Here is a 16,031-nt window from a genome sequence, read left to right as displayed (position 1 = left end):
GTCGCCCGACCGGCCCGCCCTCGATGCGAACCGGTACGGTCTCAGGCCGCGCCGGGCACGTCCCGCAGCGTCTCGCGGATCACGCAACGCGTGCCCGTATAGATGGTCGGCATGCACTTGTTGCAGTGGATACACAGACCTTCGTGTGCCGTCTTCTCCTCGAACTTGCGGACGAGATACGGATCACGCAGCAGCGCGCGGCCCATGGCGACGAACTCGAAGCCTTCGTCGAGCGCCGTCTCGATAGTGTCGAGCCGGTTGATGCCGCCGAGCAGGATCAGCGGGATCTTCAGTTCCTCGCGGAACTGCCGGGCCATGGGCAGGAAGAATGCCTCCTCGAACGGGAGCTTCGGGAAGATCTTCGGCCCGTAGACCTTCAGTCCCCAGCCGACGACCTTCGGCTGCGACGCCTGGAACTCCTTCATGGGGACGTCGCCGCGGAAGAAGTACATCCCGTTCAACAGCGAGCTCCCGCCGGTGAGCTGCATGGCATGGATGGTGCCGTCGGACTCGATGAGCTTGGCCATGGGCAGGGACTCGTCGAGCCACAGACCCTGGGGCACGCCGTCGGTCATGTTGAACTTCGCGATGACGGCCACCCCCTCCCCCACCGCCGTGCGGACGGCCTCGAGCACGCGACGCGGGAAGGCGGTACGGCCCTCGATGCTGCCGCCGTACTTGTCGGAGCGCTTGTTGAGATTCGGGCTCATGAAGGAGCTGAGCAGGTAGTTGTGCCCGAGGTGGACCTCGACGGCGTCGAATCCGGCCTCGACGGCGAAGCGCGCGGCGCGTGCGTAGTCCTCGACCACCCGATCGAGCTGCTCGAGTGTCGCGCCGCGGACGAGCCCCATGGCGGGGGCGCTGATGCGCGTGGACGGCGCGAGCGTCTTCATCTTGTTGGAGATCTGGTTGGCGACGAGTCCGGCGTGGCCGATCTGCGAGGAGGCCAGACCCCCGGCGGCGTGCACGGCGTCGGTGAGCCGGGTCAGGCCGGGGACGGAGTCGGCGTCGAGCACGAGGGTGTCGCGGTGGACTCGGCCGTCGTGGGAGACCGAGCAGTAGGCGACGGTCGTGAGGGCGGTGCCGCCGCGGGCGACCTCGGCGTGGAATTCGACGAGTTCGTCGCTGACGGCTCCTCGAGGCATGACCCCTTCGAAGGTTGCCGCCTTGACGATGCGGTTGCGGAGGGTGAGCGGCCCGAGTCGGGCCGGTTCGAACACGGTGGGTCGCGGCGAAGACATGCCCCTACTTTCGATGCCAGTGGTATCGTAATTGCGCTTCGACTATAACGCTCGTCACACTCCGCGCCAGATCGATTCCCACTCGGTCCCGACATCACGGATCCCATGCCCAGCACCGCTCCGGGGCGCCCCCGCGACCCCCGAATAGACAACGACGTCCTCACCGCCACCCGCGAGATGCTCCGCTCCCACGGCTGGGACGGGCTGAGCCTGCGGGCGGTCGCCGCCCGCGCCGGCGTCGGCCGCGCCGCACTCACGCGTCGGTGGCCGACCAAGGCCCACCTGGTGCTCGACGCACTGCTCGGTTCCGCACCCGATCTGACGCCCTACGACGGCATCGATCGCAAGGGCTGGATCGAATGGGTGGTCACCGGGAGCATCGAATTGTTCTCCCGGCCGGAGGTCCGCGCTGCGCTCCCGGGGCTTCTCGCGGCACTGCGGGACCACGACGACCTCCGCAACACGCTCTGGCGCACGTTCAGCGGCCCCAGCACCGCCCTGTTCGCCGACGGCGACGGCTCGGACGTCGAGATCGACGCCAAGGCCGTGCTCGTGATGGCAGCGGGGTCGGCGTTGTTCGCCGGCCTCATCGCCGCGGAGGACGACACACCCGCGCTGCGCGCGCGGATCCTGGAACTGTTGTCGACCGTGGCGTAGCGCCGGACCCGAGCGCCGAAAGGTCAGCCGATCGTCTTGCGGACCAATATCGCGGGATCATCTGCGTCGCAGTCGGTTCCGACCACCAGAGCGGTAAGCGCCGGTGCGTCCGGTCCGCTCAACAGGACGAGGACGGCATCGTCGCCGGCGTACCGCACCGCGCGTGAACCGATCGGTGACCGGCCTTCGAAACCGTTCGCGTCCAAGCATTCTCGGAGACGATCGGCTCCACCGAGGAGACCGGGATCGGTGTCGCCGATCATCGCCCGCAGGGTGGAGGGTTCGAACAGGGCCTCGTCTTCCGCTGCCGCGACGGGAACACCGGTCGGGTCGTCGCTACCGAAAGCCGTTTCGCGCACGACCACCACGAGCAACACCGCCACTGCAGCCGCGACCGCGGCACCGGCCACCGCCCACCGGCGACGCCGTGCGATGCGGGACGGTGTGGACCGGACATCGGACCGGTCGTCGAATCGATCCTCCGCGAGCGCGGCACCGATACGCGCGGCGATCTCGGGCGGAATCGATTCCTTCGGTGGAGCGCCGCGCAGGGCCGACAACCGCGCCTGCGTCGCGTCGAGCCGCGCCAGATACACGACGGCCCCGGGATCGCGGCGCACGCGCGGCCACAACCGGGCGGCGAGCTCCTCGTCGAGCACCCCGGCATGCAGATCGGCGAGCAACTCCGCGGAGTACGGCGGGCGCATCTCGGCGGAGTTCGACGGACGCATCTCGTCCTCGTTCATGCGCGACTCTCCTCCGCGGTTCGGCATCCCTCACCAGAGTAAGACGGAGGAGGATCACGATCGGTTCCCCTCGGAGCGAAGGTCGTCGAGAAGAACTGCGAGCCGGCTCCGCGCGCGGGCACAGCGGCTCTTGACCGTTCCCTCCGGAACACCGAGACGTTGCGCCGCCTCCCGGACGGAGAAACCTTCCACATCCACCGCGACGACGGCTGCCCGCTGGTCGGGTGGCAGTGCGAACAGGGCGGATTCGATGTCGAGTGCGATCTCGGTGTCGTGGATGGGATCGCGCGGGGTACGCAGGTCGTGCGAATCGTCCTCGAACAGTGGGACGGTCACGCGGACACGATTGCGGCGGATGCGATCGAGGCACGCGTTGACGACGATCGAATGCAACCAGCTGCGGACCGCGGCGTCCTCCCGGAAACCCGAAGCCCTCCGGTGCGCCGAGAGCAGTGCCTCCTGCAGCGCGTCGGCCGCGTCCTCGTTCGAGTAACTCGTCCGCCGCGCGACCTGCCACAGATGGTCGTGATGTCGTGCCAGCAAGGCGGAGAAGGCATGCCGATCGCCTGCGATGTGTGCTGCGAGCAGCTCGGCATCCGACACTGCTCCATCGGACGCCACCCCGTCCGACACGCTTCCGCCGTCGTCGACACCCCCGTCGGGCACGGCGATTTTTGCGATCCCCCCGAAAATTCGCACGCGCGGATGGTAGCCGATCCGGACGATTCCGCCCGGCTGTCCGCGGTCAGCGTGCGGCTTCGAATTCCACTTCGGAGAGGGAACTCTTGTTGCTTCCGCCGCTCGAGCTCAGATCGGTGATCCACACCAGCACGTGCGAAGTCTGGCCGTCCGCCTCGACCGGGATCGTGGTCTCACCGGAAGCCAGTGTGCCCGAACCGATCACCTGCGTCTGATCGAGCGACGTCGACTCGGACGGTGCGCTGCGCACCTCGACGACCGTGCCCGGCGTGTCGGTGGTGACCTTCACCGCGGACAGTTCCGACGCGTCAGCGAGCGTGAACAGAAGTCCGACACCGTTCTTCAGCGACGGGAACGGATCGAAGTAGGCATCGGTGCTCCACGAGGTGGACGGATCACCGTCGATCGCCTGCGACGCGGTGGCGGGCGAATCGGGTGTGCCCTGAGGCGAGAACACCGACACGGAGGTCGCGGAGACCGGAGCGCTCGCCGCCGGTCGCGGCGGCGCGGCCTCGACCTGCTCGTCGCCCGCCCCCTCCTCGGCGGGTGCCTCGGCAGTGGGAGTCAGACCGAACTCCTGACTCGTCAGCGGAGCATCGTCGGCATCGCCGGCGAGCAGGTTCGCGATCCACCATCCGATGAGCGCGAGCAACAGCACCGTCGTGGCACCGAGCGCGGCCAGGGCGATGAGCATCCGCTGCGAATGTTTCTTCTTCTGTTCCAGCGCTTCGGGATCCGCGAGTGCATGCGTCTCCGCGGCGGCAGCGCGCTGCCCGATCCGCAGTGCCGGGATCATCTCGGTCTTCTGATCGACGACCGACGCCTGGTCGAGGATGTGCTGCACGGTCGCGGCGGTCCGGATACCGCCGTCCTCGGACAGGGCACGCACCGCGACCGCCGAGATCTCGAACGGCACATCGGGACGCAGGACGCGCGGCTCCACCGGCACACCGTCCTTGCGGTCGGGCTCCGGCATTCCGCCGACGGTGGCACCGCTGTGGTGCGGGACGGGAACGCCGCCCGGAGCCGATGGCTCACCGAGCGGCCACCGTCCGGTGATGAGTCCGTACAGGCTCGCGCCGAGACCGCGCACGTCGGACATCGCGTCGGAATCGGAGAAGGTCGCGGGGAAGGCCAGCACGGCGTCCCCCGCCACGCTGATGCGGATGCGATCCGGGTGGTCGATCGACAGCGCGCTGCCCGCACGGTGCGACGCCTCGGCGGCGGCCGCGAGCGCGCGGATCGCGCGTGCCGCACCGATCGGCGACGGCTCGGTGGTGGACATCTCCTTCAGCGACCGGCCGGGAGTCCACTCCGAGATGACGATGCCGCCCGAGCTGCCGCGCACCACGTCGAGGACGCGGGCGAGTCCGGGCGAATTGATACGACCGAGGCGCAGGGTGCGCGAGAGCACGGCCTGCGGCGAGTCGGGGCCGGTGCCGTCGGCCGCGCGCTGTTCCGCGTCGACGAAGGTCAGCGCGACCTCGCGATCGAGCTTGACGTCGAGTGCCTGCCAGAAACGCAGACCGCGCGCGCCTCCGTGCGGGGCGAGCAGACGGTAGCGACCACCGGCGACCGAGGCACCGGCGATGAGATCGGGGCCGCGCATCGGACGGCGCGGCTGGGAGGCCGGGCCCGCGACACGCACCGGCGGGAGCTGCGGGGATCCGACGGGGATGACACCCGTGTCGAGGTTCGGATCGCGCGGCGGGCGCTTGCCGTCCTTGTCGGCAGACTTCTGCCGTGCGGCGGCATCGATGGTGGACTTGCCGGCAGCGTGGTCGTCGCTCACCCTCACTCCTTCGTTGTCGACTCGTCCACTTCCGGTGTGCAGACGCGGGTCGCCGCTGGGGGCCGCGAAGAACCGTGGTCGACGGCTCCCGGACCGTACCTGCTGCTGATCAGGGTACGGGAGTTGTCCGTGCGCATTGCTGCGACCGGGCACGTCCCTGATGGCGGGCATGACCTCTGTGATGGCGTCATAAGGTCCGACGCCGTACTCGCCGTAGTCGATACGCGGCAGGATGACGGTCTTCTCGGCATCCGATTCGGCGTAGCGCGGACGCGGGACGGGGGCGGGAGCCGGTGCCTCGTCGGAGGTGGTTCCGGTCTCGGGTTCAGAGGGGGCCTCCTCGACCGGGGCGGTGCCGCGCAGTGCCGCGACCTTCCGTCGCACGGCCGCTTCGATCGCGAGGATCTCGGGCACCTTGAGCAGGTACATCCCGACCAGCGCGACGAGCACCATGAGCACACCGTTGAGCCCGCCCCGCACGAGCGAGCCGATGCCCCCGAAGCGGTCGGCAAGAACGTCGAGTTGCAGGAGACGGTCGGTGACGAGCACGACAATCGCCGCGGCGAGCGACGCGAGCACGACGTGCCAGACGGTGCGTCCGACGTTCGCCATCTGCAGGTCGCCGAGTGTGCGGTGCAGCAGATAGCCGCCGATGAACGCTCCGACGGTGAACGCGACGCCCGTGGCCGCGCCGAGGAGCAGCACCACCTGCTCGTCGTTCGCCGCGACGACGGGCGCCAGCGCGGACAGGCCGATCTTGACGGCGGTGATGCCGAGGATGATCCAGGTGGGGGTCCAGGCCTGTTCCCTGGCATAGAACACGCGCAGGTGGATGAGCACCAGCGCGTACGGGATGAGCGTGAACGCCGACCAGCTCACCGCCTGGCCGAGGCGTTCGGCGTTGCTGCCGCCGAAGTTGCCGTAGCCGTACAGCGCGGCGCCGACCTGCGAACCCGCGATCGTCAGGAAGGTGACGATCGGGATGAGCGAGATCATGGTGAGGCGGGGCGCGACGGACAGGTCGTCGACGACGGCCGGGGGGTCGTCCGCGGCGGCGTTGCGACTCAGGCGCGGCATGATCGCGGTGAGCACGGTGACCCCGAGGACGCCGTAGGGCAGCTGCAGCAGCAGCCACGCGTTGTTGTAGATCGCGGGACCTGCCTCGTCGGCGCCTGACGACACACGCGTGGCGAAGACCATCCCGGCCTGGCTGATCAGCACGTACAGCACGATCGCGGCGGCCATGCCACCGAACTGCCGGAGCCGGTCGTCGAGACCCCACAACGGCCTGAGATTGATGCCTTCGCGGCGCAGCGCGGGTACCAGGCACATCGCCTGCGTGATGACGCCGAGCAGCACGCCGATGCCGAGGACGAGCAGTTTCGGATCGCTCATCCGCACCGGATCGAGCGTGATCTCGCCCGGCATCAGGTAGTAGATCACCAGCACGGTGAGCACCACGAGGTTGTTGCACACCGGGGCCCAGGCGCCCGGCTTGAACACCTGCCGGGTGTTGAGGATGCCCGTGAACAGGCCCGACAACCCGTAGAACATGATCGCGGGCAGGAGCAGGTACGACAGCGCTGTGGTCAGCGACGTCGAGACCTTGCCGGACTCGTCGAGGAAGACGTGGGTGGTCAGGACCGGGGCTGCGGCCACCGCGAGAACGGTCGCCGTGCCGAGCAGCACCAGCGCCGCGGTGAACAGTCGCCGGACGAAGGCCTCACCGCCGTCGGGGTCCTCCCGCTCGGCCCGCACCAGCACCGGCACGACGATCGAGGTCAGGACGGCGCCGAGCACCAGCTCGGAGATCATGTTGGGGATCTGGTGCGCCACGGTGAAGGACGACGCGACGCTCGCACCGAGCAGGGTCAGGATGAGCAGCTGCTTGAGGAAGCCGGTGATGCGGCTGACCAGGGTCGCCACGGCGATGGAGCCGGTCGCCGCGAGCAGGCTCTGCGGCCTGCGGCGACCCGCACCGGCACCCGTGACGTCCGGTGAGGTGGTGGGAGAGTCCGACGGTCCCGGGTTCGGGTGTGTCTCCACGTCGTCCCGTGTGGAGTTCCCGGTCATTTCTCATACCCTTCGTCGGCTGGATCCGGCTCTCCCCGGAACCGGTGCAGAAGTCGCCTGCCCGCCAGGAACAGCAGGAGGGCTCCCGCACATCCCGTGACGACGGCGAGGATCTGGCCGTACGCATTGGAACGTACCGTCACCGTCGTCGAGCTGCCGAGAGGCAGGCCGGAGTCGGTGGTGAGTGCGAACTCCAACCGGAGGTTCCGCGAGTCGCTGATCTGAGCCGGCACCGTGAGGGTGCGGCTGCCACGCGGCGGGAGCTGGGTCGGCCCGATATCGGTGATGTCCACCGTGTCGGGCGCGTCCACCTGCAGTCGCACGGTGATGCCCACGGGCAGGTCGTTGCGCGCGGTGAGCAGCAGCGGACTCTGTTCGGACGTCAGGGTGTAGACACCGCCGGTCGAGATGACCGTCACGGCGTCGTAGATGTCGTCGACGGCCTCCCGCACCTCGGAGGCGCGGTGCTCGCCGGTCGCGTAGGCACCGTCGGCGTCGGCACCGCGACGACCGGCCAGGCTCATCGCGCGCAGCAGGTCCTCGCGCAGCGGGGCGGTGAACTGCTGCGGGGTGAGCTGGGCCTGCGGGTCCTCGACCAGCGCCGTCTGGATCGCGTCGAGGCGGCCGATCTGTTCCTCGGCCTCGGACACGACCGCCGCGGAGGCGCCGTCGGTGATCGCCTGCTCGGGATAGACCAGCATCGAGGCCGTCGGGTCGTTCGCGGTGTTCGCGGCCGCGTCGACGAGCGCGGCGAGCGGTCGCGGCGTGGTCAGGCCCGAGCGGACGAGCGTGGAGAGCATCGACAGCACGGAGGCGGCGTCGTCGGGCGATGCCGACCAGTTCTGCGGCGGCGCGAACAGCACCGATCGGCCTGCGGCCGGCAGTGCCGCCCCGGTGACCTCGCTGACCGTCGGCACCATGGCCGGCCAGGCCAGCGCGCCGAGGGCGTCCTGCAGGCGGGCCGTCGAGGAATCGCGGGAGAGGTCGTAGCGCGCCGAGGAGGGGACGAAGGACGGCGTCTGCGGGTCGGTGCCCATCCCGGCCAGTGCCGCGGACGCGGACGAGTCGAACAGGGCGGCGGTGAGGCCGGAGACACCGGAGATCCGGAAGCCGTTGCCGCCCGGCGCGGTGGACGGCGTCGACGACGTGCCCGCGAGCAGGGCGCGTCCGCCCTCGAGGGCGTTGTCGGACACCAGAGCGGTCACCGGGCCGTCGGCGGCGAGCATCGATCCGGTCTTCTCGGTGAGTACGCCGGAGTCGGGCCACATCACGCCCGGGGTGGAGGTGACGCCGAGGATGGAGTCGACGATGGCCGCCGGTGATTCGAGCGCGGAGTCGGTCAGGGACGAGTCGGCGAGGTCGCCGAGCGCGGTCAGGTCGACCTGTGCGAACGGCACGGCCATCGTGCAGGTCGTCGCCGCGAGGGCACGCAACCGCTCGAGCCAGGCGACCGCGGCATCCGTGCCCGAGCCCGGACGCGCATCGCCGGTCGGTTCGTTCGGATCCTCGACGACGAGATAATCGCGCGTCATGTTCGCGACGGTCACGAGCAGGTCCGGGTCCACGGCCAGGCACAGTCCCTCGAGGACGCGGGGTTCGGTGCGGGCGGTGTCCTCGACGGCGCGCAGCAGACCGTCGAGCCTCCCGCCCTCGGTGAGCGAGGCCGCGAGGTCGTCGTCGACCAGGCGTACCGGCTCGGTGCCGGAACCGGCCACGCCGGCGGCGAGCCTCGGCCGATCGGCCAGTGGCCACAGCATCGTGACCGCGGCGGGGCGGGACACGTCGGGCGGTACGGCGGGGAACGCCTTCTCCTCGCGGTCGAGCCGGCCGTCGTCGGACGAGCGGGTCGTGCCCCGCGACCCGCCGTTCCCGGTTTCGGTCTCCTCGGTGACCTCGTCGCTCGCGGGAACCGCGAGCACGGGCAGCAGGAAGCGTGCGTCGTCGAGCCGGGCCGCCCCGCCGTATTCGGGGACCCCGTTGACGTTCACCAGCAGCGGGTAGACGCCGGGAGTGTCGATGTCGAGCGACGGCACGAGATCGGAGCGCAGCGGCAGTTCGAGTTCGAAGTCGGCACGTTCGCCCTGCCCCAGCCGGTCGGCGACCTCCTCGAACTCACCGACCGTGTCGAATCCGGCCTGGTCGAGGGACAGCGAGGTGCGCAGCGCTGCGGAGTCGGAGACCACCGGTGCGCGCTGCAGCCGCACCCAGACGTCCTCGACGTCCCGGTCGCCGATGTTCGCCACCGTGCCGCGGACCGTGACGACGGACTCGCTCGTGAGAGTCACCGTCTGCGGCGTCACCTCGTCGATACTCAACTCGAGGAAGCGCGGCTCGTCGGGGTCGGTCTGGGCTGCGGCCGGATTCGCCGAGGCCGTCGGGAGAAGAGTCGTCGGCAGAAGAGGCGTCACGCCTGCCGTTGTGAGGACGAGTACGAGCACGGCGAGCACCGCGGCGCCCGCCCGGGACACCACCACCGTCATCCGCGTGGGGCCCCCGGTTCGTCGGCATCGGGGAGTCGCGTGTGGTCCATCTCGGCGATGAGCTGATCGGCGATGTCGGCGAGCTTGCGTTCGTCGGCGTACGCCAGGCGGGTCCGCAGTTCGCGCAGCGGCACCCACGCCACCTCGGTGACCTCGACGTCCGCGTCGGAGAGTTCTCCGCCGAGATAACGCAGCAGATAGTGGTGCACGGTCTTGTGGACCCGGCGGCCCTCGGTGACGAACCAGTAATCGATGCTGCCCAGCTCGGCGAGCACCGAACTGCGCACGCCGGTCTCCTCGCGGACCTCGCGCATCGCGGTTTCCTCGGCGGTCTCACCCTGCTCGATGTGGCCCTTCGGCAACGACCACAGCAGGCGTCCCCGCCGGTCGGTGCGGCCGATCAGGGCTGCGCAGAGTTTCTCGGGCGGACCACCGAGTCCGTCGACCACCAGACCTCCCGCGGAAGTCTCGCGGACGGTCCGCATGCGAGGTCCGGGCGAAGCGGACGATCCGGGCGAAGCACCGTGTGCGGTCTTCTTTGCGCCCGCGCCACGCCGCCGCGAGCTGCGGCGGTTACGGTTGGCACGTTCGGCGGGCGACACCTCATAGATAGTAGATGGACCGACGTCGGTCCCGGCTCAACCACACGAACGCGCTGCTCGGTAAGGTGCAAAGACGTGAACTCCCCCACCGCAGACACCGACCGTCGTACCCGGCTGCTCGCCGGAGCCGAGGCCACTCTGCGCGATCTGTCCGACATCCTCGCCCCGCTGGGGGCGCGATTCGCCGAAGCCGGACACGAGCTGTATCTCGTGGGGGGCAGCGTGCGCGACGCGGTGCTCGGTCGCCTCGGCACCGACCTCGACTTCACCACCGATGCGCGTCCGGAGGTCGTGCAGGAGCTGCTGCGCGGATTCGTCGACCACCAGTGGGACACGGGTATCGACTTCGGGACCATCAGTGCGGTGAAGGGACTCGAGCAACTCGAGATCACCACCTTCCGCAGCGACGCCTACGACCGTGTCACGCGTCACCCCATCGTGAAGTACGGCACGAGTCTCGAGGACGATCTCGTGCGCCGCGACTTCACCGTCAACGCGATGGCCGTGCGGATCGGACCGGACGGTGCGGGTGAGTTCGTCGACCCGCTCGGCGGCATGGACTCCCTGCTCGCCGGCGTGCTCGACACCCCGGCGAAGCCCGAGGACTCCTTCCACGACGATCCGCTGCGCATGCTGCGCGCGGCGCGGTTCGTCTCCCAGCTCGGCTTCGCCCTCACCGAGCGCGTGCACACCGCGATCGTCTCGATGGCCGACGAGATCCTGCGGATCAGCGCCGAGCGGGTGCAGGCCGAGCTCGACAAGCTGATCCTCGGCGACTATCCGATCGAGGGCATCGACACGATGGTCGAGACCGGTCTGGCGCAGCGGGTGATCCCCGAGATCCCCGCGATGAAGCTCGAGATCGACGAGCACCACCAGCACAAGGACGTGTACTGGCACTCGCTGACCGTCCTGAAGCAGGCCATCGACCTCGAGGACGGCGATCCCGATCTCGTCCTGCGGTGGGCCGCGCTGCTGCACGACATCGGCAAGCCCGACACCAAACGCAACGAGCCGCAGGGCGGCGTCAGCTTCCACCACCACGAGGTGGTCGGAGCGAAGCTCGTGCGCAAGCGCATGCGCGCCCTCAAGTACTCGAAGCAGATGATCGAGGACGTCAGCCGTCTGGTCTTCCTGCACCTGCGCTTCCACGGCTACGGCAGGGGACAGTGGACGGATTCGGCCGTGCGCCGTTACGTGCACGACGCCGGGCCGCTGCTGCCGAAGCTCCACAAGCTGGTGCGCGCCGATTGCACGACCCGCAACAAGCGTCGGGCCGCCGCGCTGCAGGCCACCTACGACGGTCTCGAGGAACGGATCGAGCGCATCGCCGCCGAGGAGGATCTCGCCAAGGTCCGGCCCGACCTCGACGGCAACGCGATCATGGAACTGCTGGGTATCTCCGCAGGTCCGACGGTCGGCAAGGCGTGGAACTTCCTCAAGGAACTGCGGCTCGACCGCGGCCCGCTCGAGCGCGACGAGGCCGAGGCCGCGCTGCTCGAGTGGTGGGCACAGCAGCAGGAGGCCTGACTCCGAACGTCTGATCTCACATCGTCGTGACGGCGGCGTGAGCCAGATGTCACCGCGTGCTCACCGCGGGTGACGCCACCGCAACACCGCTTCTCCAGCATGGACACCGGCGTAGTCGAGACGGTGTCGAGGAGTTGCGGGATGCAGGACGCGATCACCACGGTGAAATCCACCTGCTCCTACTGCGGTGTGGGATGCGGGATGCTCCTCGACGTCGCCGTCGACTCGGAGACGGGTGACCGACGCGTGGTGAGGGCATACGGAGACAAGGATCACCCGACCAACAGGGGTCGGTTGTGCACGAAGGGCGCGACCAGCGCGGAGATGCTCGCGGCCGGGGGCCGGCTCGATACGGCGTGGATGCGTTCCGAGCGGGCGGCCGAGGTCGCCCCCCTCCCCTTCGACGATGCGATCGCCGAGACCGCGCGGCGCCTGAACGATATCGTCTCGGCCCACGGCTCCGACGCGGTGGCTCTCTACGTCTCGGGACAGATGTCGCTCGAGGCCCAGTATCTCGCGACGAAGCTCGCGAAGGGATACCTGCGCACCTCGCACATGGAATCGAACTCGAGACTGTGCATGGCCGGCGCCGCGACCGGGTACAAGCAGTCGCTCGGATCCGACGGCCCGCCCGGCTCGTACGAGGACTTCGACCGCGCCGACGTCTTCTTCGTGTCGGGTTCCAATATGGCCGACTGCCATCCCATTCTGTTCCTGCGCATGATGGATCGGGTCAAGGCGGGAGCGCGACTGATCGTCGTCGATCCGCGGCGCAGCGCGACCGCCGACAAGGCCGACCTGTTTCTGCAGATCGCGCCGGGCACCGACCTGGCGCTTCTCAACGGTCTGCTGCACCTGATCGTCGAGAACGGACACGTCGACCGCGACTTCGTCGAGAAGCACACCGACGGCTGGGACGCGATGGAGTCCTTCCTCGCCGACTACCCACCGCACGTCGTCGCCGAAGTCACCGGTCTGGCCGAGGCCGACATCCGCACCGCGGCGCAGTGGATCGGCGAGGCCGGGGAGTGGATGAGTTGCTGGACGATGGGTCTGAACCAGAGCACCCACGGCACGTGGAACACCAACGCGATCTGCAATCTGCACCTCGCGACCGGGGCGATCTCCCGCACCGGCAGCGGGCCGTTCTCCCTCACCGGTCAGCCCAACGCGATGGGCGGCCGCGAGATGGGATACATGGGACCGGGTCTGCCCGGTCAGCGCAGTGTCCTCTCCGACGATGACCGCGCGTTCGTCGAAGATCGCTGGTCGCTGCCGCGCGGCACGCTGCGCACCGAGGGCGGCGCCGGCACCGTCGACATGTTCGAGCGCATGGCCGCCGGAGAGATCAAGGCGTGCTGGATCATCTGCACCAATCCCGTGGCGTCGATCGCGAATCGGAGCACCGTTCTCGAGGCACTCGGGAAGGCCGAGCTGGTGATCGTGCAGGACGTCTATCGCGAGACCGAAACCGCTTCGTACGCAGACGTTCTCCTACCCGCAGCTCTGTGGGCCGAATCCGAGTATGTCACCGTCGGATCCGACCGCACCGTCAATCTTCTACAGCAGGCCGTCGAACCCGTCGGTGAGTCGCTGCCCGACTGGGAGATCATCGCGCGGGTCGCTCAGGAGATGGGTTTCGGCGACGCCTTCGACTATTCGAGTGCCGAGGAAATCTTCGAGGAGATCACCGGATTCGCGAATCCGCAGACCGGCTACGACCTGCGCGGCATGACCTACGACCGACTGCGGGAAGGGCCCGTGCAATGGCCGTGCCCGCCGGAGTCGGCCGCGACACGGCCCCCCGTCCGCTATCTCAACGACGGGACGAGCCGGACCCCGGTGGTGCGCGAGGACGGTTCCCGTCCGCGACTGGCGTTCGCGACCCCCGACGGCCGCGCTCGTTTCTTCCCTCGCCCGCACATGCCCGCCGCGGAAATGCCGGACGACGACCACCCCTTCGTCCTGAACACCGGACGCGTCCCGCACCAGTGGCACACCCTCACCAAGACCGGGAAGGTCGAGAAACTCACCAAACTGAATCCCGGACCGTTCGTCGAGATCAATCCCGATGATGCACAGCGACTGTCGATCGTCGACGGCGACCGGGTCGAGATCGCATCGCGGCGCGGCCGGGCCGTGCTGCCGGCCGTCGTCACCGACCGGGTGCTGCCCGGGAACTGTTTCGCGCCCTTCCACTGGAACGACCTCTTCGGCGACGATCTCGCCATCAACGCCGTGACGAACGACGCCGTCGACCCGGCATCCCTGCAGCCCGAATTCAAGGTCTGCGCCGTGTCGGTGGAGAAGGTCGCGGGTGCGGTCGAACCGGTGCTCGAGAGCGGTTCGGTGCTCGACCGTCTCGAGTCTGCGCTGGGACTCGGGACGATTCCCGCACCCACCTTCGACGACGCCGAACGAGGTTATCTCGCAGGTCTTCTCGCCGGACTCAGGACGGCGGAGATCACTGCCGCGCCGACCCTTCCGCCGACCGCGCCGTTCCCGGCCGACAAGCGGGTATGGGTCGACGGACTGCTCGCCGGGATGTACGCGCACTCGGCCCCGGTTCCCGACGCGACGCCCACCGAGGCGGTGCCGGACGGGCCGGTCGTCGTGGTGGCCTGGGCGTCGCAGACGGGCAACGCCGAATCCTTCGCGGCGAGTTGCGCACAACGGCTCCGCGATGCCGGTCGGGCCGTGCGGCTGAGGGGGCTGAACGAACTCGACGTCGCCGCGCTGGCCGACATCGACGACCTCGTGGTCGTCACGAGCACCTTCGGCGACGGCGACCCACCCGACAACGGCGGGGCGTTCTGGCGGTCGCTCGCGGCGGACACCGCGCCCGAAATGAGCGGAACGCGTTATGCAGTAATGGCTTTCGGCGATTCGAGCTACGACGATTTCTGCGGCTTCGGGCGCCGTGTCGATGACCGTCTGAGCACTCTCGGCGCGACCCGCCTGGCCGAGCGCGTCGACTGCGAACCCGGAGAGGACGAGCGCGCGCAGAACTGGCTCGACGCCCTCGTACCGCTGCTGGGAGGCTCGACGACCCCGGTCGCATCGGCTGCTCCCGCGGCCCCTGCCTATACCCGCAACTCGCCGCTCGTCACCCGGATCACCCGCAACATTGCACTGAGCGGTGCGGGTTCGGCGAAGGACGTGCGTCAGTTCGGATTCGAGATCTTCGATCCAGCATTCGAATACGAGGCCGGCGACGCACTCGGGGTGATGCCGACGAACGGCCCGGAGGCCGTCGACGAATGGCTGCAGGTCACCGCCCTCGACCCGGAGACCGCCGTCGAACTCGGCGACCGTCCTACCGTGCCGCTGCGCGAGGCCGCGACCCGTCACCTCGACATCACCCGGGTGACACCGGAACTGCTCCGGTTCGTGCAGAAGCAGAGCGGCAGTCCCGAACTCGCGAAACTCCTGCGACCGGGCAACAAGATCGAGCTGCAGCAGTGGCTGTACGGGAGGCAGGCGATGGACGTCATCGCCGAGTACCCGTTCAAGGCGCCCTGGGACGAATGGAAGGACCTCCTCGGCCGTCTGCGTCCGCGCCTGTACTCGATCTCGTCGAGCCCGAAGACGAACCCGCGCGAGGTACAACTGACGGTGTCGGTGGTGCGCTACGAATTCGAGGGTCGATCCCGGGCAGGCGTGTGCTCGTCGTTCCTCGCGGATCACAGCAAGGGTGTGGACATCCCGATCTTCGTGCAGCGCAACGAGCACTTCCGGCCACCGGCACCCGAGACCGACATGATCATGGTCGGTCCCGGTACGGGCATCGCACCGTTCCGCGGTTTCCTCCACGACCGTCGCGAGGCCGGGCACACGGGCCGCAACTGGTTGTTCTTCGGCGACCAGCGATCCGAGGCCGACTATCTCTACCGCGACGAGATCGAGTCGATGCACGCCGACGGTTTCCTCACCGAGCTGGGACTGTCCTTCTCCCGCGACCAGCGGCAGAAGATCTACGTGCAGGACCGGATACGCGAGCATGGTGCGCAGGTGTGGAAGTGGCTGCAGAACGGTGCCCACTTCTATGTGTGCGGCGACGCCGGACGTATGGCGAAGGACGTCGACGCGGCCCTGCGCGAGGTGGTGCAGGCACACGGACGGCTCGACCGCGACGCCGCCGCGGCGTACGTCGAGCAGATGGCCGCCGACAAGCGGTACGTCCGCGATGTCTACTGATCTGTTTATCGGTC

At 68.9% G+C, this 16,031-nt stretch carries 9 protein-coding genes; 3 read left to right on the top strand and 6 right to left on the bottom strand.

Going from position 1 to position 16,031, the window contains the following annotated elements:
• Window positions 1–41: 41 nt before the first annotated feature.
• Entirely contained in the window at window positions 42–1,241 is a 1,200-nt protein-coding gene (locus tag IM25_RS06325; RefSeq protein ID WP_033098071.1) for an NADH:flavin oxidoreductase, read from the bottom strand.
• 105 nt (window positions 1,242–1,346) lie between these two features.
• On the opposite strand from IM25_RS06325, the gene IM25_RS06320 reads away from it, so the two are divergent.
• Window positions 1,347–1,898, top strand: coding sequence for a TetR family transcriptional regulator (locus IM25_RS06320; RefSeq protein WP_006550897.1), 552 nt, complete (start codon window positions 1,347–1,349; stop codon window positions 1,896–1,898).
• A 23-nt stretch (window positions 1,899–1,921) separates the two neighbouring features.
• Here IM25_RS06320 and IM25_RS06315 read toward each other — a convergent pair whose 3' ends face one another.
• From IM25_RS06315 to IM25_RS06295, 5 genes are all read right to left on the bottom strand, one after another.
• A complete protein-coding gene (locus IM25_RS06315) occupies window positions 1,922–2,644 on the bottom strand; it encodes a hypothetical protein (RefSeq protein ID WP_033098128.1) in 723 nt (240 codons plus the stop codon).
• 54 nt (window positions 2,645–2,698) lie between these two features.
• Window positions 2,699–3,247: an RNA polymerase sigma factor SigM gene (sigM, locus tag IM25_RS06310; RefSeq protein WP_033098127.1), complete on the bottom strand. Its 549-nt coding sequence runs from the start codon at window positions 3,245–3,247 to the stop codon at window positions 2,699–2,701.
• 142 nt (window positions 3,248–3,389) lie between these two features.
• A complete protein-coding gene (gene murJ / locus IM25_RS06305; protein WP_065995875.1) occupies window positions 3,390–7,208 on the bottom strand; it encodes a murein biosynthesis integral membrane protein MurJ in 3,819 nt (1,272 codons plus the stop codon).
• Window positions 7,205–9,688 (bottom strand): DUF6049 family protein, encoded by a 2,484-nt coding sequence (locus IM25_RS06300; RefSeq protein WP_033098069.1) that lies wholly within the window; start codon window positions 9,686–9,688, stop codon window positions 7,205–7,207. Before IM25_RS06300 ends, murJ begins: the two co-directional genes overlap by 4 nt.
• The gene (locus IM25_RS06295) at window positions 9,685–10,290 is read right to left on the bottom strand and encodes an NUDIX hydrolase (RefSeq protein WP_033098068.1); all 606 of its coding nucleotides are present in this window, start codon (window positions 10,288–10,290) and stop codon (window positions 9,685–9,687) included. Before IM25_RS06295 ends, IM25_RS06300 begins: the two co-directional genes overlap by 4 nt.
• A gap of 75 nt (window positions 10,291–10,365) precedes the next feature.
• Here IM25_RS06295 and IM25_RS06290 point away from each other — a divergent pair, with 75 nt between their 5' ends.
• Together IM25_RS06290 and IM25_RS06285 are read left to right on the top strand one after the other, a co-directional pair.
• On the top strand, window positions 10,366–11,820 hold the full coding sequence (locus tag IM25_RS06290; protein WP_006550891.1) for a CCA tRNA nucleotidyltransferase: 1,455 nt from the start codon (window positions 10,366–10,368) through the stop codon (window positions 11,818–11,820).
• 141 nt (window positions 11,821–11,961) lie between these two features.
• Entirely contained in the window at window positions 11,962–16,017 is a 4,056-nt protein-coding gene (locus IM25_RS06285) for a bifunctional nitrate reductase/sulfite reductase flavoprotein subunit alpha (protein ID WP_065995874.1), read from the top strand.
• Window positions 16,018–16,031 lie beyond the last annotated feature (14 nt).

Source organism: Rhodococcus sp. p52, from assembly GCF_000763325.2.
Classification (GTDB): Bacteria; Actinomycetota; Actinomycetes; order Mycobacteriales; family Mycobacteriaceae; genus Rhodococcus; species Rhodococcus pyridinivorans.
This window is presented reverse-complemented; position numbering and strand designations above follow the sequence as displayed.